Origin of the sequence: Dactylosporangium sp. CA-052675, assembly GCF_050947935.1 — a bacterium.
Lineage (GTDB): Bacteria > Actinomycetota > Actinomycetes > Mycobacteriales > Micromonosporaceae > Dactylosporangium.
On sequence record NZ_CP192010.1, the window covers coordinates 5253290 to 5275867 of the forward strand.

Genomic DNA, 22578 nt, shown 5'->3' on the forward strand with positions numbered 1-22578 from the left:
CGGGGTGCGGGCGCCATGCCCGCCGGCTCACCACACGCCCGGATCGGTGGAGACTCAGGCGTCGTCCTTGCGGCGCCAGGAGTCGACGTACAGCGCGATCAGGACCAGCACGACCACCGCAAGGCCGAGTATGATCCAGACGAATACGGCATCTCCCCCCATGCGGTGACGGTACCGGGGCAACCCCCCGCGGGGCGTCGCACGCACGAGTGACAGCGGGCTTGATACGGTCCGCTGCGATGACCGCGCAATTCGTGCTCGACAACACCACCCTCGGCCCCGTGCCGCTCACCCCCGAGATCCGGCTCCGGCTCGCCGACGAGGCGATCGAGCTGTGGGAACGGACCGAAAGCGATCAGGGCGCGCAGATGCCCCCGCCCTTCTGGGCGTTCGCGTGGGCCGGCGGGCAGGCGCTCGCGCGGTACGTTTTGGACCACCCGGACCTGCTCGCCGGCCGCGGCGTGCTCGACCTCGCGGCCGGCTCGGGGCTGGTCGCCATCGCGGCGATGAAGGCCGGCGCGGCGAGCGTCACCGCGGTCGAGATCGACGAGCTCGCGGTGGCCGCGATCGGGATCAACGCCGAGGCCAACGGGGTCGCCGTCACCCCGCTGCTCGCCGACGTGCTCGGGCGCGACCCCGACGCCGAGGTGGTCCTGGCCGGGGACGTGTTCTACAGCCGCGAGATGACCCGCCGCATGCTGGACTACCTGCGCCGGGCGGCCCGCGGCGGGGCGACGGTGCTCGTCGGCGACCCCGGCCGCGCCTACCTGCCGCGCGAGCACCTGACGCTGCTGGCCGAGTACGACGTGCCGGTCCCGCAGACCCTCGAGGACGCCCCGGTCAAGCGCACCACCGTGTGGTCGGTCAACCCGTAGCCATGACGATCCCCGAGCGCCGCACCCCGCCCGGCCTGCCCGCCCCCGCCGACGGGTCCGCGGACTTCACCGAGGCCTGGCTGGCCAACCGGCGCCTGTCCGCGCACACCCGGGCCGCCTACCGCCGCGACGTCCACCAGTTCCTAGCCTGGTGCGCCGGGCGTGGCCTGGACCCGTTGCGCGCCTCGTTCCTGCACGTCAACGCGTACGCCCGCGACCTGGAGACCACCGTCGACGGGCGCACCGGCCGCGTGATGGCCCCGGCGAGCGTGGCCCGGAAGCTGTCGGCGCTGTCGAGCTGGTACGCGTTCCTGCTGCGGCTCGAGGCGGTCGCGGCCAACCCGGTCGGCGGCGCGGACCGGCCCCGGGTGAACCGCGACGTGTCCGCGACCGTCGGGCTGGCCGCGGCCGAGGTCGACGCGATGCTCGCCGCCGCCGACCGCCTCGACGGCCCGACCGCCGCCCGCGACCGGGCCATCCTCGCGCTGCTCGCCGACCTCGGCCTGCGCGTCGGCGAGGTCGTGGCCCTGGACGTCGAGGACCTCGGCGCCGAGCGCGGCCACCGCACCGTGCGCTTCACCGGCAAGGGCGGCAAGGCACGGCGCCGGGCGCTGACGCCGGGGGTCATTCGCGCCATCGACGACTACCTACCGCAACGCGGCGACGCCCCAGGGCCACTGTTCGCCACCGCGACCGGCGGCCGCGTCGACCGTCACGCAGTGTTCCGCCTCGTGCGCCGCCTCGCCCGGGACGCGGCCGTGCCCGCCTGGGAACGCCTGAGCCCGCACTCGCTGCGGCACGCCTTCGCGACAACGGCCCGCGACGAGGGCGTGCCCCTGGAGGACGTGCAGGACGCGATGGGCCACGCCGACCCGCGCACGACCCGCCGCTACGACCGGGACCGCTACAACCTCGACCGCGACCCGGCCCACACGCTCGCCGCCGCCCGCGCGAGGCGAAGGACCTGAAGCAGCTTGCTCGGGCCCGCGTCACCTGCGGACCGTCGCTCCCGCCAGGGACCCCGCTGGGGCCCAGCATTCGCCGGCCCGAGCGGGGCGACGTCCGCGGTGGCAAGAACGGACCACGCGCGACGGGGCGGAACGCTCCCCAGCCCCCGCGCCCCGACCGGCGATTCACGGCCGCGCGGCGGCACTCTGCGTCGGCGCCGGCATCGGCGACCGGGTCTCGTCGGCCGCCCGCGCCGCGCTCCCGGCCACGAGCGCCCATGGCCGGGAACGCGGCACCGCCCGCGCTGTGCGCGACGCGGCCCTGAGCGTCGGGGCACTCCCTCGCCACCGTGCCGCCCGCCGGCGACACCGAACGACCCTGGCTGCCGCCGTCGGCGTCACCGATCGCCCCCGGCCCGCCGTGGACCAGACTCGCGCGCAGCGCGGCAGCGGGCATGTACGACCCCCGCCGACGCCACGGGGCACTCCTCGAAGGCCCCGGGACCGCCCATTGTCTGGGGGGAGCAACGGTCCGTGACTGACACGGACCCGAGCAGAGATTCCGCCCTTACGCCACGTTGAGCAACTGTTCGAATCCGGCGTGCAGATCCGCCGAGATGTCCGCGTTGCCCAGGCGCCGCAGAATCCACAGCGACGCCAGCAGCGCCGGCCCCTCGTCGCCGTGCTCGGCTGCCCACGCGGCGTGCTCGAGCAGCAGGGCGGCGGTCAGCGCGTGCCCGAGCCGCAGCGCCAGCTCCCGAGCCCCGGCCACCACCCGCGGGTCGCGGGGGTCGGCCGCCGCGGTCGCGAGGTCCCCGGCGAGCCGGGCCGTCGCGGCGGCGAGCGCCTCGGCCACGCCCGGTAGCCGGTGGGTGGCGGCATCCGCGGCCGCGGTCAGCCGATACAGCAGCGGCTTGGCGCCGTCACCGGACGTGAGGGCCCGCAGCACGTCGACGGAGAGCACGTTCGTGGTGCCCTCCCAGATCGGCAGCACCTGGGCGTCGCGCAGCAGCCGCGGGATGCCGGTGTCCTCGACGTACCCGGCCCCGCCGAAGCACTCCAGGTATTCGCTGGCCGAGGCGACCGCGAGCCGCCCGGTCGTGAGCTTCGCCAGGGGGGCCGCCAGCCGCAGCTCGGCCGCAGCCGCGGCGTCGCCGTGCTCGGCCCGGCCCAGCAGCGCGAACGAGTGCGCGGCCAGCGCGAACGCTCCGGCCGCGTCGACCGCCAGGCCGCCGAGCGTCGCCCGGTGCAGCGGGTTGGCGGCCAGGACCCCACCGGCGACGGTCCGCTCCGAAGCGTAGGCGAGCGCGTACTCTAGGCCACGGCGCATCCCGCCCGCGGCCGCGGCCGCGTTGTGCAGCCGCGTGACCACGACCAGTGTCATCATCGCGGCCAGGCCCGGCTGCCCCGGATCGGTCAGCGGATGGGCGGCGACGCCGTCGAGGCGGACCTCGCCGGTCGGCACCGCCCGCGTGCCGAGCTTGTCCTTGAGCCGCAGCACCTGCAGCCCGGGCGCGGGGGAGCGGCCGTCGGCGCCGTAGCGCGGCACCAGGAACGGCACCAGGTTCCGGCTGCCGGGGCCGGCGCCCTCGGGCCGGGCGAGCGCGACCGCCATCGCCGAGTCGATCGCCGAGCAGAACCACTTGTCGCCGGTCAGCGCCCAGCCGCCGGCGCCGTCGGGATGTGCGGTGGTGGTCGAGCGCGCGATGTCGGAGCCGCCCTGCGACTCGGTCATCCACTGCCCCGACGTGACCGCGACCGCCGGATCGGTCGAGACCAGCCGCGCCAGCCACTCGCCCTGGCCGCCGGTCTGGGTGAGCAGCGCCGCGGCCCCGTCGGCCATCGCGACCGGGCACGAGAACGTCGCCGACTCCGGGCCCCACACGTGCAGGAGCGCCTGCTGCACGACCCGTGCCCCCGGGCCCCACGTGTCGCGGGCCTCGGGAAGGTACGGCAGCGCGACCACGGCGTGACGCGCCGCCGCCGCCCGCTGCGCCTGCCAGCCGGCCGAGGTCTCGACCCGCTCGACGCGCTCGCCCCACCCGTCGAAGCGGGTCAGCGTCGGCGGGTGCGTCTCGGCGTCGTGGTGCGCGGCGCGCAGCGGCCCGAGCACCTCCGCGGACAGGTCCGCCAGGCGCTGCTCCGCGGCCGCGTGCCCGTCCTCGCCCAGGAGCCGGTCCAGCCAGCTGCGCAGTTGCGGGTCGGTAGTGTAGGGGTCACGCAGCGTCGGCCCGGTCTGCACGAATCGCGTCATGGCTGACACGTTACCGTCCGGTACGGTCGCGTTCTCGTGGCGTGGGAGCCGCGATACTGGAAGGCGTGACCCTCCGCATCGACACGGCCCAGCGCCGCGCCCGCCTCGCCGTGCGGCACGGGCTCGCCGGACCGGTACCGCCGGGAAAAACCCCCGAGGACGTCGCCGCCGATCTCGTCGCGCTGCACGCCACCGACCCGGCGACCGTCCACCTGTCCGTCGCGGCGCGCCTGCACCGGCCCCTCGTCGCGACCGTGGAGGACGCCCTGTACGAGCGGCGCACGCTGCTGCGGATGCTCGGCATGCGCCGCACGATGTTCGTGGTGCCCTCCGGCTTCGCCGCCGTCGTCCAGGCCGGCGCGACCCGGGCGGTCGCGGCCGAGCAGCGGCGCCTGCTCGTGAAGCACCTGACCGAGACCGGGGTCGGCGACGCGGCCTGGCTCGAGGACGTCGCCGAGTCCACGTTCGAGGCCCTGCGCCGCCGCGGCAGCGCGACCGCCGCCCAGCTCGCCGCCGACGAGCCGCGACTGCGCAGCCTCATGGTGTTCCCGCAGGGCAACCAGTACGTGACCAGCCGGGTCCTGTTCCTGCTCGCCGCCGACGGCCGCATCGTGCGCGGCCGTCCCCTCGGCACGTGGATCAGCAGCCAGTACGCGTGGTCGTGCCTGCCGGACTGGCTCCCCGAGCCGCTGGCCGACCTGGACCCGGCCGAGGCCCGCACCGAGCTCGCCCGGGCGTGGCTGGCGCGCTTCGGCCCGGGTACCGCCGCCGACCTCAAGTGGTGGACGGGCTGGACGATGGCGCACACCCGCGCGGCCCTGCGCGCGCTGGACGCCGTCGCGGTCGAGCTCGACGGCGGCGAGACCGGCTATGTCCTGCCCACCGACACCGACCCCGTCGACGACCCCGGCCCCTGGGTGGCCCTGCTGCCCGGACTGGACCCGACGGTCATGGGATTCCAACAGCGGCAGTGGTACCTCGGCCCGCACGCACCGGCCGTGTTCGACCGCACCGGAAACGCCGGCCCCACGATCTGGTCGGACGGCCGCATCGTCGGCGGCTGGGCGCAACAGCCGACGGGCCGCATCGCGTGGGAGCTGATCGAGGAGGTCCCCGCGTCCGTGCGCAAGGCCGTCACCCGGGCCGCGAGCGAACTCGAAGGCTGGCTGGGCGACGCCCGGGTGACTCCCCGGTTCCGGGCTCCACTCGAGCGGAAACTCGCCGACCCCGCCGGTACGGTCATCGCATGACGCTGATCTGCTGGGCGCTCGCCGGACTGGCGACCGCCTACACGGTGGTGCGCGCGCTGGGAGCCGAACGCGGGACCCCGCTGGTGCAGTTGATCACGTACACCCCGTACGCCGCCGTGGGCGCCCTGCTCCTGGGTTCGCTGGCGCTCATCGCCCCGGTGCCCGGGCTGATCCTGGCGGGCTGCGGGGTCGTGCTCGCCGCCTTGGTCGCGTCGCGCCTGGTGCCGGGCCGCCGGCCGGGTGAGGGCGTGCGGCTGCGGGTGATGTGCGCGAACCTGCTGTACGGCCGCAACGCCACCCCGGCGTTCGTCGACCAGCTGAAGATCGACGACATCGACGTCCTCGCGGTGCAGGAGCTCACCCCGGACGGCCTGGCCGCGCTCGACGACGCCGGCATCGACGCCCTGCTCCCGCACCGCGTCGTGGCCACCGCCCCGGGCGGCGGCGGCTCGGGCCTGTTCAGCCGCCACCCGATCACCGGCCCGCAGACGAGAACCCTCGAGGCGATCCCGATGTGGCAGACGGCCGCGACGGTCCACGTGCCCGGCGTCGGCCCCGTCCTGATCGAGTCCGCGCACCCCTACCCGCCGCGGCACCGCCGGGTCGGCATCTGGCGCGACCAGATCGCGACCCAGGCGACCCCGTCCGCGGACGAGCCGCCGCGCGTCCTGCTCGGCGACTTCAACGCCACCCTCGACCACGCCGTGCTGCGCCGCCTCCTGCGCGCCGGCTACCGCGACGCGGCCGCCGAGCGCGGGCGGGGCCTGACGCCGACGTGGCCCTTCCGCACCGAGACCCTGCCGTTCTGGACCCCGCCGATCACCCTGGACCACGTGCTGGTCGACGAGCGCATCGGCGTGCGCGAGTTCGGCTCCCGGCCCGCGGGCGAGAGCGACCACCGCCCCGTCGTCGCCGAGCTAGTCCTCCCGCCGGCGTAGCTGCCGGGTCAGGGCCCACGCGTCCGCGACCGGCCCGAGGTGCGCGAGCTTGTCGGGGTTGATCACCACGCGGATGCTCCGCACGCGGCCGTCGAGGACGTCGAGCGCCATTGTGTGCAGGACCCGCCCGTCCCGGTCCCGCGCGACGGCGCCCGGCTCGCCGTTGACCTCGCACGGCTCCAGGGTGATCGCCGCGCGCGCCATCCGCGGGAACACGGTGGCCAGCAGCCGGGCCACGTGCCCGGCGCCGGCGACCGGCCGGGCCAGCTGCGGCGCCTTGCCGCCGCCGTCGCCGACCACCGTGACGTCGGCGGCGAGCAGCGACTGCAGCCCGGCCACGTCCCCGACCCGCAGCGCGGCGAAGAACCGCGCCGCGAGGGCGTCCCGCTCGCCGCGATCGGCGGTGAACCGCGGCCGTCCCTCGGCCATGTGCCGCCGCGCGCGCACCACGAGCTGCCGGCACGCCGCCTCCGACCGGCCCACGGCCGCGGCCACCTCGGGGAAGCCGAAGTCGAACACCTCACGCAGCACGAACACGGCCCGCTCGAGCGGGCTGAGCCGTTCGAGCAGCAGCAGCGCCGCCGTGGACACCGAGTCCGCGAGCTCGGCGGCGCGCTGCGGGTCCTCGTACGGGTCGGCCAGCAACGGCTCGGGAAACCACGGCCCGACGTACGCCTCCCGCCGCACCCGCGCCGAGCGCAGCACGTCGATCGCGATCCGGGTCACCGTCGTGGCCAGGAACGCCTTGACGTCACGAGGTTCGGCCGGCGTCGCGGCGTAGCGCAGCCAGGCCTCCTGCACCGCGTCCTCGGCCTCGCCCACGCTGCCGAGCACGCGGTACGCGATCGAGAACAGCAGCCCGCGCAGCCCCTGGAACTCCTCGGCCCGCCCCACGTCAGCCGACCCGCGCCCATACCACGAACGCGGCCAGCCCGAGATACACGAGGTTGAGCCCGGCCAGCCCGCCCTCGCCCCGCCGCCCGTGCGTGATCGCCGCGCCCACCATGAGCACCATCCAACACCCCGCGGTGAGCGCCGGGAGCACGAAGTACCCGGCCGCGGCGCACAGCTCGAGCACCCCGAGCGTGCGCACGAACCACCCCGGCACCGCGCCGGTCCACCCGGCCCCGGGCATCGAGGCGAGCTTCGCCTTGGGCACGAACGTCTTGGTGACGCCACCGGTGAGCGCCACGACCGCGAGGATCCACTGCACGATGTTCATGCCCTCGTGACGAGGCAGCCCCCCGGCCGGTGACATCGCCGGCGCGGCGATCGCGGGGCTCAGCCGATCAGGTCGCGGACCGTGGCGGTGACCTCCGCGAGGCGGCTGTCGGCCCGGCGGCGCTCGATGTCGTCCTCGGTCTCGTAGCCGCGGGTGATCGCCGCCTCGATGTGGTGAAGGGCCTGGGCGGGGATGCGGGCGTCGAGGTACCAGACGCCCTTGCGGAACCAGTCCTCGGCCGGCGCGTCCGGTGCGAGTTGATAGACGGTGATGTCGCCGTGCACCACTTCCGCCTGGACGCCGACGGTCGCGTCGTCCTGGGCGATGTTCCTGTGGGTGGTCGCGGTCATGTGAGGCTCCGGACCGCGGCGATGAGCGCGGCCACCCCGGCGGCTTCCATCTCGATCGCGAGGGCGTCGTTGTAGTGCTGGCGGACCCAGCGGGCCTGTTCGGAGACCGCCGAGTCGTGCACGATCTCGCCCGCGGCGATGGGGCCGAAGTGCACGGTCGGGACGGGGCCGGCGGGCAGGCCGGTCGCCCATCCGCCGGTGCGGATCAGGTGCTGCGCGATCTGGCCGGCGCCGTGCGGCACCTCCCAGGCGCGCGGACGGGCCTTGAGCCCATCGTCCTGGCTGGTCCCGCCGTGGTAGGCGTAGATCTGCGATCCGACGACGACGTCGCCGAGGCGGATGCTCGGCCACAGCCCGCCCGCGACGCCGGCGAAGAGCACCGCGATCGGGTCGAACGCGGTCACGGCCCGTTCGGCGAGGACCGCGGCCGGGTGGTTGCCCTTGCCGACGAGGCCGAGCGCGACGCGACCGCCGCCGTGCAGCCGGCCGATCTCGAAGCGGGTTCCCGCCGAGTGCCGGTGGACCCGCGGGTTGTCGAGCCGGGCCCGCACCGCCGACGGCGAAGGGAAGCGGCGGGGCCGGGTCACACCAGGCGGAGCTGGCCTCCGGCGCGGGCGGCCGGGCCCAGGTCGCCCGCCCGGTGGTGGCGCCGGCACAGCACCTGGTAGTGCACGTCCGCGGCCACGACGTCGTCCGCCGTGGTGTCGCCGATCACCACCTGGTCGCCCTCGCGGGCGATGGCCCCGTCCACGACCCGGGCGTTGAGTGTGCCGCTGCGCCCGCACCAGCACAGCACCTCGACCTGGACCTTCGTCACCTCGTCGGCCAGCTCGAACAGGCGCTGCGCGGCCGGGAACAGGCACGTGCGGAAGTCGGTGGCGAGGCCGAACGCGTACACGTCGACGTCCGAGTTGTCGACCAGGTCCGCCAGCTGCTCGATCTGCTCGACGCTGTAGAAGCTCGCCTCGTCGCAGATGAGGTAGTCGACGCGGATGCCGCGGGCCCAGCGGTCGCGGACCAGGGCGCGCAGGTCCAGCCCGGCCACGTCGACGGCGTCCTTGCCCAGGCCGATGCGCGTGGACAGCCGGCCCGGCCCGGCCCGGTCGATGGTCGTGAGGACCAGACCGTGGCGGCCCTGCCGGGCGTGGTTGTAGTCCATCTGCAGCGCGAGGGTGGATTTGCCGCAGTCCATCGGGCCGTAGAAGAACTTCAGCCGGCCCCCGCGTCGTGTGCGGGAGTCACCAGCGGCGAAACAGGCGTTCGGGTCGGCGTCGGTTGGCGTCACGGCGCAGAAGCCTACTTGTTCGCCTTCTCGTCGATGTCCCGTAGGAGGGCCGCCACCTCGGCGTGTTCGGTGACACCCATCGCCTCGTACAGCTCCGCCGCCGTCTGCAGCCGCTGCCGCGACAGCCGCGGGTCGCTCGTGCACAGGCCGAGGCCGTGGTAGGCGCGGGCCTGCTCGTAGCGGTACCCGGCCCGCATCGCCCGTTCCAGGGCCCGCGCGTACTCGGCCTTGGCCTCGTCGCGCCGGCCCACCGCCAGCAGCCCGGCGCCGTGGTTGCTCGCGGCCAGGCAGGCGATGTGCGGGTCGAGGTGCGCCGAGTCGCGGGCGGCCAGCGCCAGCAGCGCGAGCGCCTCCTCGGTGCGCCCCAGCGCGACGAGACTCACCCCGAGGTAGCTGCGCGCCTCGCAGATCACCGCCATCCCCAGCTCGGGCAGGATCCGCTCGACGGTCCAGCGCAGCAGCAGCTCGGCGAGGTGGTGCTGGCCGAGCGCCTGGCGGATCACGGCGAGCTCGATGGCCCCGTTGAACGCCAGCTGCGCGTTGGAGGCCCGGCCGGCGGCCAGGGTACGGCGGGCGGCGATGAGCGCCTCGCCGGTGCGCCCGCGCAGCCGCAGGATCGTGGTGAGCGTCGTCCACTGCCCGCCGTAGACGATCACCTCGGCCGGGTAGATCGCCTGCAGCGAGTGCTCCAGCAGCTCGAGGGCCTCGGTGAGGCGGCCGGCGAACTGGTACACGGCGGCGAGGTTGGAACGCGCCCGCGCGCCCCAGATCGGGTGCTCGGCGATGAGCAGCAGGTGCCGGGCCGCGTTGTTCTGGTCGCCCTCGCGGGCGTAGGCCGACGCGAGATAGTTGTGGGTCATCGCGATCAGGCCGTCGTCGGCCAGCGCCTCGGCCGCGGCCAGGGCCCGGCGGTGCAGGTCGATGGAGACGTCGTTCATCGAGTTGCGGAAGAGGTACCCCCACACCGCCCTCGGCAGCAGGCACGTGTGCCGGTGCCGGCCGAGCCGGTCGGCGAGCTGGGTGACCGCGATCAGGTTCCCGATCTCCAGGTCGAGCCAGCGGCGGGTGCTGGCGAGGTCGGCGAAGCGGGGCACCCACGGCTGCACCTCGCCGACGTCGATCGCGCCCCGGGCCCGTCCACCCTCCCAGGACCGGGTGGCCGCGGCCGCGCCCTGCAGGTAGAAGTCGAGCATCCGGTCGATGGCCGCGTCCCGCTCGGGGTCCTCGGCGGCCAGCTGCGCGGCGTACTCCCGCAGCAGGTCGTGCAGCCGGAACCGGCCGGCGACGGGCTCGATGAGCAGGTGGGCGTCGACGAGCCGGCCCAGCAGTTCGTCGGCGTCGCGGATCGGCAGGTCGGCCAGGGCGGCGGCGGCCCGCACCGCGAACTCGCCCGACGGGTGCAGGCCCGTGAGCCGGAACAGCCGGGCGGCGGCCGCGTCGAGGGCGCGGTACGACAGCTCGAACGCGGCGTGCGGGGACCGCCCGTCGACGGTGAGGTCGATCGGGGCCGGGTTGGCCTGCCGGAGCCGGTCGGCGAGGTCGGCGACGCTCCACGACGGCCGGTGCGCGAGCCGGGCCGCGGCCAGCCGCAGCGCCAGCGGCAGCCCGCCGCAGAGCCGCACGACGTCGGCGACGGCCCGCGGGTCGTCCTCGGCCCGCCCGCCGATGACGGTGGTCACGAACCGGACCGCGTCGCCGTCGTCGAGCACGTCGAGGGAGACGCTGTACGCGCCGTCGAGCCCGCCGAGGCGTCGCCGGCTCGTGATGAGCACGAGGCTCGCCGACGCGCCGGGCAGCAGCGGGGTGACCTGGGCCGGGTCGGCGGCGTTGTCGAGCACGACGAGGATCCGGCGCTGGGCGAGCTCGCTGCGCCACCGGGCGACCCGCTCGTCGGGGTCGGCGGGGATGCGCTCGGGGTCGAGGCCGAGGTGGCGCAGCAGCAGCCCGACCGCGTCGTGCGGGGCCAGCGGCGGGCGCTCGCCGTGCGCGCGCAGGTCGACGAAGAGCCGCCCGTCGGGGTAGCGGTCGGCGACGAGGTGCGCGACGTGCACGGCGAGGCTGGTCTTGCCGACGCCGGCCATCCCGTCGACGGTGAGCACCGCGGGCACGTCGTCGCGGCCGGGCCGCGCGGCGCGCACCAGCCGGTCGACGAGGTCGTCGCGGCCGGAGAAGTCGGCGATGTCGCGGGGGAGCGTCCACGGGGTCGGCACGGGCAGCGCGCGGGGCGCCTGGGTGGCCGCGCGCTCGGCGGGCGCCATCCCCAGCAGGGCGGGTGGGCGTTCCTTGGCGGCGGGTGGGGGTTGCAGCAGACCGCGGTACAACTCCTGCAACGCCGCGCTCGGGGCGAGCCCCAGCTGCTCGTCGAGGGCCTCGGCGAGGCGCAGGTAGACCGCGATCGCGTCGGCGGTGCGCCCGACGCGCGCGAGGGCGGTCATGAGCTGCCCGTGCAGGCGCTCCCGCAGCGGGTGCTGCTCGGCGAGGCCGGTCAGCTGGCTGATCAGCTCGGCCTGCAGCCCCAGCTGCAGCTCGACGTCGAGGCAGTCCTCCAGGGCGCTGTTGTGCCGCTCCTCGAGGGCGACGGCGGCGGCCTGGACGCCGGGGCTGTCCACGCCGGCGAGGGCCGGGCCGCGCCACAGGTCGAGGGCGTCGCGCAGGTGCTTGCGGGCGGCCTGCAGCTCCCCGGCGGCCATCGCGGCCCGCCCGTCGGCGACGAGCTGGGCGAAGACGAGCGTGTCGAGCTCGTCGGGCTCGACGACGGCCCGGTAGCCGGCGGTGTCGGTCTGGATCGCGCCGGGCAGCTGGCGGCGCAGCCGGGAGACGCAGGTGTGCAGCTGGGCGCGGGCGGTGGCGGGGGCGGCGTCGCCCCAGACGGCGTCGACGAGCCGGGGCAGCGTGACGACCCGGTTGGGCTGCAGCAGCAGCATGACCAGCAGGACCCGGTCGCGGGTCGCGGAGATCTCCAGCCGCCGGCCGGCGACCTCGACCTCCAGCGGACCGAGCAGCCGGTAACGCACGACCGAACAGTAACGCAGGGTGTCACGTACACGACACCCGCCAGTCAGGAGCCCGTCAGAGCTTGGCCGGCGGCGTGTTGCCGGAGGCGACGATCGCGCGGCGGATCGGCACGAACAGCAGCACCACGAACCCGGCGACGAAGAACACCACGAGCGCGATGATCGCGACGCGGTAGCTGCGGGTCAGGTCGTAGGCGAGGCCGAACGCGAGCGGGCCGAGCCAGCTGGTGCCCTTGTCGGAGATCTCGTAGATGCCGAAGTACTCGCCCTCCTTGCCCTTCGGGATCAGCTGCGAGAACAGCGACCGCGACAGGGCCTGGCTGCCGCCGAGGACGAGACCGATCCCGCCGCCGAGGATGACGAACGGCACCGCCTGCCCGGCCGGCAGGAAGAACGCCACGACGATGACGACGGTCCACAGCACCAGGCTGACCAGGATCGTCTTCCACGCGCCGATGGCCTTGGCGAGCCGGCCCAGCAGCAGCGCCCCGGCGAAGGCCAGGAACTGCACCATGAGGATCGTGGGCACCAGGACGCCGTCGGAGAGCTTGAGCTCCTCGGTGCCGTACTGGCTGGCCAGCGAGATGACGGTCTGGATGCCGTCGTTGTAGATGAGGTACGCGACGAGGAAGAACAGTGTGAGCGGGTACGCCCGCAGCCCCTTGAGCGTGCCCCACAGCTGCTTGAAGCCGTCGGTGAGCGGGTTGCCGCGCACGGCGCCGAGGTGCTCGTCGGCGACGGGCCGGTTGCGCAGGGCCAGCAGCGGGATCGTGGTGAACCCGGCCCACCAGATGCCGGCGGAGACGATGCTGTACCGCGCCACCTCCCCGGTCGTCATGCCGAGGTCGTCCTTGAACAGGACCGCGATGACGTTGAGCAGCAGCAGGGTGCCGCCGCCGAGGTAGCCCCACGCCCAGCCGAAGCTGGAGACCTTGTCCCGCTCCTGCTCGTCGGCGATCTGGGGCAGGAAGGAGTTGTAGACGACGACCGAGGCGCCGAAGGTGATGTTCGCCAGCAGGAACAGCCCGGCGCCGAGCAGGTACCGGTCGCCGGTGAGGAACAGCATCGCGGTCGTGGCCGCGGCGCCGATGTACGCGAACAGCGCCAGGAGCTGCTTCTTGCGCGGCGACCGGTCGGCGATCGCGCCCACGACCGGCAGGACGAACACGGTCAGCAGCACCGACAGCGACACCGTGTACGGGAACAGGGAGCCGGGGGCGATCGCGATGCCCAGCGGGTGGATCGCGGCGTCGTCCGGGCAGCCGGAGTCGGGGCAGCCGGCCGCGGTCTCGGCGATGGCGGTGAGGTACGGGCCGAGGAAGACGGTCACGACCGTGGTCTGGAACGCGGAGTTGGCCCAGTCGTAGAAGTACCAGCCGACCCGTTCACGGCGGGAGCTGCGCTCCACAGTGGACCCGTCGGTGGAGCCGCCGGTGGAACCGTCCTGGACCCGCGTCACGGCCAGATGCCTCGCTTCACGTATACGTCACGCAACACCTCGATGTGATCGGTCATGATGCCATCTACGCCGAGGTCGAGGAAGTGGTCGATTTCCGCCGGGTCGTCGATCGTCCACAGGTGCACCCGCAGCCCCACGCGGTGGCAGTAGTGGACGAACTTGCGGGTGGCCAGGGTGATGCGGCCGTACCGCGGCGGGATCTGCACCGCCACGACGCTGCCGGCCGGGGTGTAGCGGCGGCCGACCTGGTAGGCGGCGAACAGCCCGGCGACCTCGCGCATGCCCATGGAGGTCGCCACGGCCGGCCCGGCCAGCCGGCGGATGCGGCGCAGCCGGGCGGACGAGAACGACGCCAGCAGCACCCGCTCGTGGGCCTTGAGCCGCTCCACGACCTGCAGCGTCGGCTGTACCGCCTGCTCGGTCTTCGTGTCGATGTTGAACCGGATGTCGGGGTAGGCGTCGAGGACCTCGTCGAGCCGGGGCACCGCGGCGGCGCCGCCCACGCGCTCGGTCCGCAGGTCCGTCCACCGTAAGTCGATCATCCGACCCGGACGTCCCAGGAGCCGCTCGAGCGTGTCATCGTGGAACACGACCGCGACCCCGTCGGCGGTGGCGTGCGTGTCGGTCTCGATATAGCGGTATCCGAGCTCGACGGCACGGGCGAACGCCGCTGTCGTGTTCTCGTCACCGGCTGCCGCCCCGCCACGGTGGGCGAAGCCCAGCGGTCCTGGGGCGTCGAGGTAGGGCACCTGCTTCACGCGGCCAGTATGCAGCGATCTTCGGTCAACTTTGCGCAACGGCGGGTTACGGCAGGCTTGACGGCCGACGCAGAGCGCGGAACGGCAAAGGTAGGGTGACGCACATGCGCGTGCTCGGCATCGACTTCGGCACGTCGAACACGGTCGCGATGGTCCGCACGCCCGACGCGCGGATGCGACCGCTGCTGTTCGACGGTTCCCCCCTGCTGCCCTCTGCCCTGTACTTCAACACCGACGGGAAGGTCCTGGTCGGACGGGACGCCGAGCGTAACGCCCGGCTCGACCCGGCCCGGTTCGAGCCGAACCCGAAGCGGCGCATCGACGACGGCGAGGTGTTCATCGGCGACCACCCGATGCCCGTGCCGCGCCTGTTCGCGCACGTGTTGTCGCAGGTGAACGAGGAGGCCCGCCGGCAACTGGGCGCGGCCCCGGACGAGGTGCGCCTCACGCACCCGGCCCGGTGGGGCGAGCGGCGCCGGTCGCTGCTGCTGGAGGCGACCCGGATCGCCGGCCTGGGCACCCCGGCCCGGCCCGCGCGGCTGATCGCCGAGCCGGTCGGCGCGGCGTCGTACTTCACCGCCGTGCTCGGCTCGGCCGTGCCGGTCGGGCGCAGCCTGGCCATCTACGACCTCGGCGGCGGCACGTTCGACGCGACCGTGGTCCGCCGCACCCAGTCCGGGTTCGAGGTCCTCGCCGAGGACGGGCTCGCCGACGTCGGCGGCCTCGACTTCGACCACGCGATCGTCGAGCACCTCGGCAAGACGTACTCCGAGAGCCACGCCGCGAAGTGGGCGGCGCTGGCCAACCCGACCGACGCCTCGGACCGGCGGCTGCGGCGGATGCTCTACGAGGACGTGCGCGGCGCGAAGGAGATGCTGTCGCGGACCGCGTCCACCGACATCCACCTCCCGTCGATGGAGATCGACGCGCACCTGACCCGCGAGGAGCTCGAGACCCTCGTCAAGCCCTACCTGGAGCGCACGGTGGCGTGCCTGCGCCGGGCGATCGACTCGGCGCGGCTGCAGCCGAAGGACCTCGTCGGCATCTTCCTCGTCGGCGGCTCCTCGCGCATCCCGCTCGCGGCGCACCTCATCCACACCGAGCTCGGCGTGGCCCCGACGACCCTGGAGCAGCCGGAGACGGTCGTGGTCGAGGGGGCGCTGTGCATCGGCGCCGCGGTGCCGCCGGTCGGCACCTCGGGCACCCCGCGCACCATCACCCCGCCGCCGCAGCAGCGGCCGATGCCGCAGCACACGCCGGTGTCGAGCGTGCCGGTCTCCCCGGCGGTCCGTCAGCCGGTGGTGCCGCAGGTGCAGCAGCGGCCGCCGGTCACCGCGCCGCCCGTGGTGCAGCGCCCGCCGGTCCAGCAGCCCGTGGTCCCACAGCCGGTGTTCCGGCCCCAGCCGCAGCCGGTCGTGCAGCAGCCCGTCGTCCCGGCGCGCCCGGGGCCGTTCCCGCCGCAGGCCGCCCGGCAGGCCCCGGCGCAGCAGGGCGAGGAGACCGAGCGCAACTGGATCGCCGTGATCGTGGTGGTCCTGGTCCTGGTCGCGATCCTGTTCGTGATCCTGCTCTGGACCGCGCTGTCCTAGGTTCCACACACCAGAACGCGGCATCGGTACCTTCCGCAGGTACCGATGCCGCGTTGGTATTTTGTGGCTCCTACTGCGGGGCCCAGTAGGTCGCGAGGCTGCTCGTGGCCGGGTCCTCGGAGCCCAGCAGCATGCTCCACGGGTCGGTGCCGGGCGGGACGTCGAGGTGGGCGTAGTCGGCCAGCCCCGCGGGCTCGGCCGGGCCGTGGTGCTCCACGGCCGGGTCGAACGCCGCGGACAGGTTGTGGTCGGGGCCGCCGAGCACGTCGGCGTCGGTCCACGGGAAGCCGTCGACGGGCTCGGGCGGGTCCTGCAGGTGCAGCTCCTCGGGGAACTGCACCTCGTGCCAGGCCGGGTCGTCGGCGGACGCGTCGACGTCGGGGTCGGCGCCGAACACGGCCTCGTGCTGGTCGTGCCCGGCGTCGTGCTGCGTGTCGTTGCCCGTGTCGTGACCCGTGTCGTGCTGGTCGCCGTAGTCGGGCTGCCCGTCGCTGAGGTGCGCCGGCGCGGCGTCCCCGGCCTGGACCTCGTCGTGGCCGCCGAGATCGGCGTGGCCGTCATGGCCTTGGTCGCCGTCATGGCCTTGGTCGCCGTCGTGCAGCGACTCGTCGTACTCGGCCGTCGCGTGCTCGGTGCCGAGCGGCTCCTCGAGGTCGGAGCCGTCGCCGAGGTGATGGCCGGGCCCGCTCAGGTCGTGCTCGTCCCCGCCATAGCCGGCGTGGTCGGCGTGGTCGGCGTCGAACCCGGCGCCGTAGTCCTCGGAGAAGCCGCCGTGCAGGTCGTGCCCGGCGTCCCCGCCAAGGTCAGCGGTGTCGGCGGAGTCGTCGCCGTCCGACCATTCCCAGTGCCCGTCCATCGGTCAGCCCCCTACGCCTCGGCGGCCTCGGCAGCCGCATCGGCCGGCCCGGCGGGCGTGAGCGCGCGGATGCGCACCAGCACCTCGTCGACCTGCTTGATGCGGGCACGGAGCCCTTCCCGTTCGGTGTTCAGCGCGGCCTTGCGCTTGGCGCGCTCGGCCTTGTCCTCGGCCAGCGACTTGTCGATGTTCGCGATGTGGGCGTCGAGCTGCTTGAGCCGCCGCTCGATCGCCTCGTCGAGGGCGAGGGTCAGCGCGTACTGCAGGTCGGTGAACCGGTTCATGATCTCGTCCGACAGGGCGGCGCGGGCCTCGCCGAGGACCTCCCGCAGCCAGGTGCGGGCCTGGACCTTGTCGGCCATGCTCTTGCGCTTGAAGATCATGTAGGCGCCGGCGGCGAGGCCGAGGCCGACACCGACGACGGGCAGGACGAGCCCGGCCCCGGCCAGGCCGATCGCGCCGAGCGCGCTGGCGCCGCCGATCATGCCGGGCACCCGGGCGGCCATCATCGCCATACCGGCCGAGGACATGACGACCATCGCGCCCTCGCCGGACTGCTCGCGGCGCGGCTTGGTGCCCAGGGCGTGGCGCAGCCGCGCGTTGAGCCCGCGCAGCACGTGCTGCAGCTCGTTGGGGTGGAACACCTGCGCCAGGACGCGCTCGCCGACCTTGCGGAAGCGGAACTCGAGGTCGTGCGACAGCCGGACGCTCAGCGCGTACAGCGCCTTGTCGACCTCGGCGGGCAGCTCCTGCATGTCGCCGCGGCCGCCCTTGTCGATCTTCTCCATGAACTGTTCCTGCAGCTGCGTGATGTAGTTGCGCAGCCGCGAGGTGGCCTCGACGCGGGCCCGCTGGGTCTCCGTGGACAGCGCCAGGGACCACTGCCGCGACTCGGTGCGCTTGCGGGTGGCGACCTGCGCGCGCTCCTCCTTGGCCCGTTCGAAGTCGGCCGGGTCCGGGTCGGTGGCCTTCATCCGGTCGCCAAGCTCCTGGTCGAAGCGGATGTACTCCGAGCGGATGCTGCGCAGCACGTTGGCCTGCTGCAGCAGGTGGCCCTTGGAGGCCAGGTCGATCAGGGCGTGCTGGAGCTCGGCGATGCGCGACTCGCGGATCAGCTCGCCCTGGGCCTCCTTGGGCATCTGCATCGCCAGCTCGGCCAGCCGCGCCGACACCGGATACCACGGCGCGGAGGCGAACCGGGGCGCGTGGGTCTGCAGCTGTCCCTTGTTGTCGTCGAGGATCTTGCGCCAGCCGGGGTAGGCGTCGACCTTCGTCAGCGCGAACAGCACGAAGTTGACCTTCTTGCTGGCCTCGATGAGGAAGTTCATCTCCGGCTTGGAGAACGGGCTGGAGGAGTCCACGACGAACAGCAGCGCCGTGGCCTTCTCGACCGCGTCCATGGCGACCTCGGCGTGCATCGAGTCGAGGCCGCCGGTGCCGGGCGTGTCGATGAGCGTCAGGTACTGCAGCAGCGGCGCGGAGTGCTGGATCTCGATGCGCCGCGGCGGGCGCATCCCGTCGGGCAGCCGGCCCATCACCGTGCCCCAGTCGCGCAGGTCGCCCAGGCCGATCGGCACCGGGTCCTCGCGGCCGGGGATGTAGGCGCGGGCGCCGTGCTGCGCGTTGTGCATGAACTCGAGGTAGGACGCGGTGGCCACGGCGGCGTCGACCGGGGACAGGTTCGGCACGCCGATGAGCATGTTCGTCAGCGAGCTCTTGCCGCGCTTGGTCTCGCCGACCACGACGATCTTCGGCCGCTGCACGTCGCGGCGGCGCTCGGTGTCGATGTCGGCGGCCGCGTCCGGGTCGATCTTGCGCAGGTAGGCGAGGCTGCCCTCGACGCCGGCCTTGAGCAGCTTGCCCAGCGCCGCGGTCTGGTCGGCGGGCTTCTTCGGCGCCGCGCCGGCGGGTGCGTTGGGAGTCTGGGTCATCGTGGCTGCTCTCTGCGCGGCTGCTGCGTGGTGTGCTGGCTGGGCTGCGGGACGGTCGGGTGCGCCCCGGTCGGGCCGCCGGCCGAGGTGGCCCGGCCGACCGTCGGGTGGGCTCCGGTGGCGCCGCCGGCGCTGCGGCCCGACTGGTACACGGTGACGATCGGGGCCCGCAGGACCCGACCGTCGCGGTCGACGTAGCCGGGGACCTCGACGCCGGAGATCTGCCCGCTGAGGTTCGGGTCGTTCGTCGGGGTGGTGCCGCCGGCCTCGTGGTGGGCCGGGTCGAAGCGCACCCCGGTCGGCTCCAGGACGGTGACGCCGGCCTCGTGCAGCGCGGCGCCGAGCCGGTCGCCGAGGGCCTTGCTGGTGACCCGGTCCCGCACGTAGATGGTGGCCTGCACCAGCGCCCGCCGGTCGGCGTCGGACTGCCCGCCGCCGCGGCCGGGCGGGGCCGACACCGGGGCGGTGGCCCCGCCGGACCCGCGGGAGGACAGCAGGAGCAGCAGGAGCAGGGCCGCGCCGACGAACAGGGTGCCGGCGAAGGCGACGAGGGCCGGCTTCAGGCCGAAGCTCTCCTGCGCGGTGCACGCCTGCGTGGTGATGGACTGGGCCTGCTGCGGCTTGCCGTCGGGCTGCTGCGGGGTGCCGCCACCCTTGATCGCGTCGCCGACCGCGTCGCTGACCGCGCCGCCGCCCTCGGCTTTCTGCGGGGCGGCGGCGCCGAAGGTCTGGGCGGGGCAGTTCGGCGCGCCGCCGACCAGGCCGGTCGCCGCGCCGGTGAGCACCGCGATGACGAGCGCCACGGCGACCGCGAGCAGGCGCAGGCTGTTGGAGGACATCTTCGGCTCCTGGGGGTGGGGGCCTCGGCTATTGGCAGTGCTGACCATAGTGCTGTTCCCGTGATTATCGGACATTTGCCCCTCCGCCGCGGATGCGCTGGGAGAGCAGGTAGAAGCCGCGGTGCGCGACGAGCGCGACCCGGGACTGCGACGGGCTCGCGCCGGCCACGGCGTAGGCGCGCCAGCGGGTGGCGGCGTCCAGCGCGGCGCGGACCATCGAGTCGCGGTCGGCCTGGGGCAGGTTGAGGATCCAGCTCGGGTCGTTGGACAGCGCGAGGCGGGTCAGCTCGCCCTCCATCTGGTCGGGCAGGTCGACCGCGCCGGTGGTGACGAGCTGGGCGACCTCCAGCAGCCGCAGCCGGTGCGACTCGGGCTGCTGCAGCACCCGCTCGATCGCGTCGCGCAGCAGCTCCCGGTCGTGGGGGCGCTCGGCGTGGCTGGCGATCTTCTCGAGGCTCGACAGCGCCCAGCCGGCCTTGATGGCGTCGGTGCGCCACCGGAACGCGTGGTCGAGGGTCTGGCGCAGCCGCGGGAACCCGGAGGCCTGGAACAGCATCCGCACGAGCTCGCCGGTGGCCAGGGTCGGCTTGGCGACCAGCTGGGCGATGGCGAAGCTGATGCCGTAGAGGTCCAGCAGGCGCAGGAGCCGCTCGCGGGACTCGCGGGTGACGGGGCACTCGCGGGTCGTGAACAGGTCGACGGAGGCCAGCAGCACGGTCCGCTCGCCCTGGGGGAGCGCGGCGAGCTGGCGCAGGGCCTCGCAGTCGGCGGCGGTGAGCCGGCCGGCCTCGGTGGTCTCGGCGAGGAGGCCTACGACCGGTACGACATCGGACACGACCCGGCGCAGGACCTTGGACTGGTCGTTGGCCAGCGGCGCGACGATCGGCCAGGGGTCCTGCCCGCCGCCGGCGAGCTTGTCCACCTTGTTGAACAGCCCGAGGGAGTTGATCGGGTTGCTCGACAGGCGCGCGGAGATGGACCGGAACGCCTCCAGGGCCTGCACGTCGTCCTCGCGGACGGACTGCGTGAACACGTAGATGATGGCCTCGGCGCCGGACAGCGCCCCGGCGGAGTCGGAGTCCAGGTCGTCGTCGATCGGCGCCTCGGAGAACAGGAACCGGCGCGCCTGGTCCGACACGGACGTGTTGGCGCTGGACAGGCCGGGCGTGTCCACGACGGTCAGGTCGCGCAGGTGGTCGCTGGTGAGCGTGACGTCGACGTAGGCGACCTCGTGGCGGGCGACGCCGAGGCGCTGGGGGATCATGCCGGCCTCGTCGAGCGGGAGGCTGACCCGGGCGCCGTTGCGCTTGACCACGTCGACGCGGTCGGAGGTGCCGTAGCGGAACTGCGTGACGATGCGGGTGCACTCGCCGACCTCGGTCGGCGCGACCCGCCGGCCGATGAGCGCGTTGACGAGCGTGGACTTGCCGGACTTGAGCCGGCCGGCGATCGCGACCCGCAGCGGCTCGCCCAGCCGCCGGCGCACGTCGACCACCTGGGCCTGGGCGGCGCCGCCGAGGCGGTTGCCGACCTCGGCGCACAGATCGCCCACGCGGGAGCTCAGGGGTCCTGGAGCCACGGGGTCAGCTCCGCTTCGAGGTCGGGCACAGACTGATCACCGACTGCGCGAGGCCGGTGGGTTCAGCCACAATGCCGACGTACCCTCGGGTGTCCAAGGGGTGGACCTCGCTCATTATTCGCTCCTGGGTGCAATCAGTACCGTCATGTCACGCACGTACGGCACACACATTACGAATATCCTGCGCGCGCAGGATCCCATGTTCGTGCCAGGAATGGAGGCTTCCCGTGCCTGAGGCACCGACTGATGAGCCCGTCGCCGGCCCGGCGGCCGCGCCGGCGGTGGCGTCGGCGGTCGTGGGCCGGGCGAGCGTTCCTGCCGTGTGGCCGCCCGCCGAGCTGATCGCCGCGGCGGTGGACGCCCTGCGTAACCCGGGTCTCGTGGTCATCGCGGGCACGGCCGGCACGGGCCGCACCGGGGTCCTCAAGCGTCTCGGGGAGTCCTTCCGCGGGCCGGTGTTCAGCGGCGGCGCCCTGGCGATGCTGCGCGGCGTGCCGGCCCTGCCCCTGTCCCGGGCCGTGCGGGTGCGACTCCCGTCACACGAGGCGCCGCTGCTCGCCGAGGCCGTCCGCTCCCGCGTCCGTCACGGTCTGCTACTGCTCGACGACCTGCAGTGGGCGGATCCGCTCACGGTGGCCGCCCTCCCGGCCATCGCGGAGCACTGTCGGATAGTTGTCACACTCCGGACACCGCACCGGCTGCCGGGCGACGCCGAGCGGGCCCTGCGCGCCGCGGCCGCCCGGTCCGGCGCCTGGCTGCAGATGCCGCCGATGCCCGCCGACGCCGCGGCCGCGCTCGTGCGCCAGCTCGCCCCGTCCGCCTCGGCCGCGGTCGTCACCGACCTCGTCCGCCGGGCCGGCGGCGTGCCCCTCGCCGTGGTGGCCCTGGCCAAGCACGTCGCGCAGGGCGGCACCCCGCGCGACGGCGGCGACGGGCTCGACAAGGGCCTCGCCTACACCGTCGCCGGAGCCCTCGCCGACCTCACCCGCCCCGCCCGCACCGCGATGGCCGCCCTGGGCCTGCTCGGCCGCCCGGTCACCGGGACCGTCCTCGGCGAAGGCCTCACCGAGCTGGTCGAGACCGGCCTCGTCGAGCTGACCGACGGTGTCGCCGCGCCCGTCTCGCCCTACACCGCCGAGGTCGCCGCCGGTCTGCTCTCCGCCGAGGAACGCGCCGCCGTCCACCGGCGCCTCGCCACGCTCGTCCCGCCCCGCGAGGCGGCCCGCCACCTCGCCGCGGCCGGCGCCGGGCCGGAGGCCTACCAGGTCGCCGTCACGGCGGCCGCGGCCGCCGAGTCCTCCGGCGACCGGGCCGAGCTGCTGCTGCTCGCCTGCGACCTGCCCGGCGTCGAGGCCGAGCCCGAGGTCCGCATCGCCGCCGCCCGCGCCGCGCTCGCCGCCGGCCGTACCCGGCTCCTGCCTGCGCGTCATCG

At 74.4% G+C, this 22578-nt stretch carries 18 protein-coding genes and 1 pseudogene; 5 read left to right on the plus strand and 14 right to left on the minus strand.

The window, feature by feature from the left end; translation table 11 throughout:
* The first annotated feature begins 239 nt into the window (after window positions 1–239).
* Complete coding sequence (locus ACQP1P_RS24210) at window positions 240–875, plus strand: class I SAM-dependent methyltransferase (RefSeq protein WP_433089731.1); 636 nt, start codon at window positions 240–242, stop codon at window positions 873–875.
* 2 nt (window positions 876–877) lie between these two features.
* A complete protein-coding gene (locus tag ACQP1P_RS24215; RefSeq protein WP_433089733.1) occupies window positions 878–1843 on the plus strand; it encodes a tyrosine-type recombinase/integrase in 966 nt (321 codons plus the stop codon).
* Window positions 1844–2390: 547 nt separating this feature from the next.
* Here ACQP1P_RS24215 and ACQP1P_RS24220 read toward each other — a convergent pair.
* On the minus strand, window positions 2391–4076 hold the full coding sequence (locus ACQP1P_RS24220) for an acyl-CoA dehydrogenase family protein (RefSeq protein WP_433089735.1): 1686 nt from the start codon (window positions 4074–4076) through the stop codon (window positions 2391–2393).
* Window positions 4077–4141: 65 nt separating this feature from the next.
* Between ACQP1P_RS24220 and ACQP1P_RS24225 the strand changes: the two genes are divergently transcribed.
* Both ACQP1P_RS24225 and ACQP1P_RS24230 read left to right on the plus strand, forming a co-directional pair.
* Window positions 4142–5326, plus strand: coding sequence for a winged helix DNA-binding domain-containing protein (locus tag ACQP1P_RS24225; protein WP_433072802.1), 1185 nt, complete (start codon window positions 4142–4144; stop codon window positions 5324–5326).
* Complete coding sequence (locus tag ACQP1P_RS24230; protein ID WP_433072804.1) at window positions 5323–6264, plus strand: endonuclease/exonuclease/phosphatase family protein; 942 nt, start codon at window positions 5323–5325, stop codon at window positions 6262–6264. The genes ACQP1P_RS24225 and ACQP1P_RS24230 overlap by 4 nt, the downstream gene beginning before the upstream one ends.
* On the opposite strand, the gene ACQP1P_RS24235 is transcribed toward ACQP1P_RS24230, so the two are convergent.
* From ACQP1P_RS24235 to ACQP1P_RS24270, 8 genes and pseudogenes are all read right to left on the minus strand, one after another.
* A complete protein-coding gene (locus ACQP1P_RS24235) occupies window positions 6244–7158 on the minus strand; it encodes an RNA polymerase sigma-70 factor (protein WP_433072806.1) in 915 nt (304 codons plus the stop codon). The genes ACQP1P_RS24230 and ACQP1P_RS24235 overlap by 21 nt on opposite strands.
* A 1-nt stretch (window position 7159) precedes the next feature.
* Entirely contained in the window at window positions 7160–7486 is a 327-nt protein-coding gene (locus tag ACQP1P_RS24240) for a DoxX family protein (protein ID WP_433072808.1), read from the minus strand.
* 59 nt (window positions 7487–7545) lie between these two features.
* The gene (locus ACQP1P_RS24245; RefSeq protein ID WP_433072810.1) at window positions 7546–7836 is read right to left on the minus strand and encodes a hypothetical protein; all 291 of its coding nucleotides are present in this window, start codon (window positions 7834–7836) and stop codon (window positions 7546–7548) included.
* Window positions 7837–7865: 29 nt separating this feature from the next.
* Window positions 7866–8423 (minus strand): annotated as a pseudogene (locus ACQP1P_RS24250) (purine phosphorylase); the annotation flags it as partial.
* A complete protein-coding gene (locus ACQP1P_RS24255) occupies window positions 8420–9049 on the minus strand; it encodes a thymidine kinase (RefSeq protein WP_433090106.1) in 630 nt (209 codons plus the stop codon). The pseudogene ACQP1P_RS24250 and the gene ACQP1P_RS24255, both read right to left, overlap by 4 nt.
* Window positions 9050–9132: 83 nt before the next feature.
* The gene (locus ACQP1P_RS24260) at window positions 9133–12135 is read right to left on the minus strand and encodes an AfsR/SARP family transcriptional regulator (RefSeq protein ID WP_433072812.1); all 3003 of its coding nucleotides are present in this window, start codon (window positions 12133–12135) and stop codon (window positions 9133–9135) included.
* A gap of 55 nt (window positions 12136–12190) precedes the next feature.
* Window positions 12191–13594: an MFS transporter gene (locus ACQP1P_RS24265; protein WP_433072814.1), complete on the minus strand. Its 1404-nt coding sequence runs from the start codon at window positions 13592–13594 to the stop codon at window positions 12191–12193.
* Entirely contained in the window at window positions 13591–14352 is a 762-nt protein-coding gene (locus ACQP1P_RS24270) for a glycerophosphodiester phosphodiesterase family protein (RefSeq protein ID WP_433072816.1), read from the minus strand. The genes ACQP1P_RS24265 and ACQP1P_RS24270 overlap by 4 nt, the downstream gene beginning before the upstream one ends.
* Window positions 14353–14456: 104 nt before the next feature.
* Here ACQP1P_RS24270 and ACQP1P_RS24275 point away from each other — a divergent pair, with 104 nt between their 5' ends.
* A complete protein-coding gene (locus ACQP1P_RS24275) occupies window positions 14457–15941 on the plus strand; it encodes an Hsp70 family protein (protein ID WP_433072818.1) in 1485 nt (494 codons plus the stop codon).
* A 70-nt stretch (window positions 15942–16011) separates the two neighbouring features.
* Here the strand turns inward: ACQP1P_RS24275 and ACQP1P_RS24280 are convergent, their stop codons facing one another.
* From ACQP1P_RS24280 to ACQP1P_RS24300, 5 genes are all read right to left on the minus strand, one after another.
* Complete coding sequence (locus ACQP1P_RS24280; RefSeq protein ID WP_433072820.1) at window positions 16012–16797, minus strand: hypothetical protein; 786 nt, start codon at window positions 16795–16797, stop codon at window positions 16012–16014.
* A gap of 11 nt (window positions 16798–16808) precedes the next feature.
* Window positions 16809–18728, minus strand: a complete 1920-nt coding sequence (locus ACQP1P_RS24285; protein WP_433072822.1) for a dynamin family protein — start codon at window positions 18726–18728, stop codon at window positions 16809–16811.
* Window positions 18725–19567: a nucleotide exchange factor GrpE gene (locus tag ACQP1P_RS24290; protein WP_433072824.1), complete on the minus strand. Its 843-nt coding sequence runs from the start codon at window positions 19565–19567 to the stop codon at window positions 18725–18727. The genes ACQP1P_RS24285 and ACQP1P_RS24290 overlap by 4 nt, the downstream gene beginning before the upstream one ends.
* 64 nt (window positions 19568–19631) lie before the next feature.
* Window positions 19632–21146, minus strand: a complete 1515-nt coding sequence (locus ACQP1P_RS24295) for a dynamin family protein (RefSeq protein WP_433072826.1) — start codon at window positions 21144–21146, stop codon at window positions 19632–19634.
* A 593-nt stretch (window positions 21147–21739) separates the two neighbouring features.
* The gene (locus tag ACQP1P_RS24300) at window positions 21740–22576 is read right to left on the minus strand and encodes a hypothetical protein (RefSeq protein ID WP_433072828.1); all 837 of its coding nucleotides are present in this window, start codon (window positions 22574–22576) and stop codon (window positions 21740–21742) included.
* Between the last annotated feature and the right edge of the window lie 2 nt (window positions 22577–22578).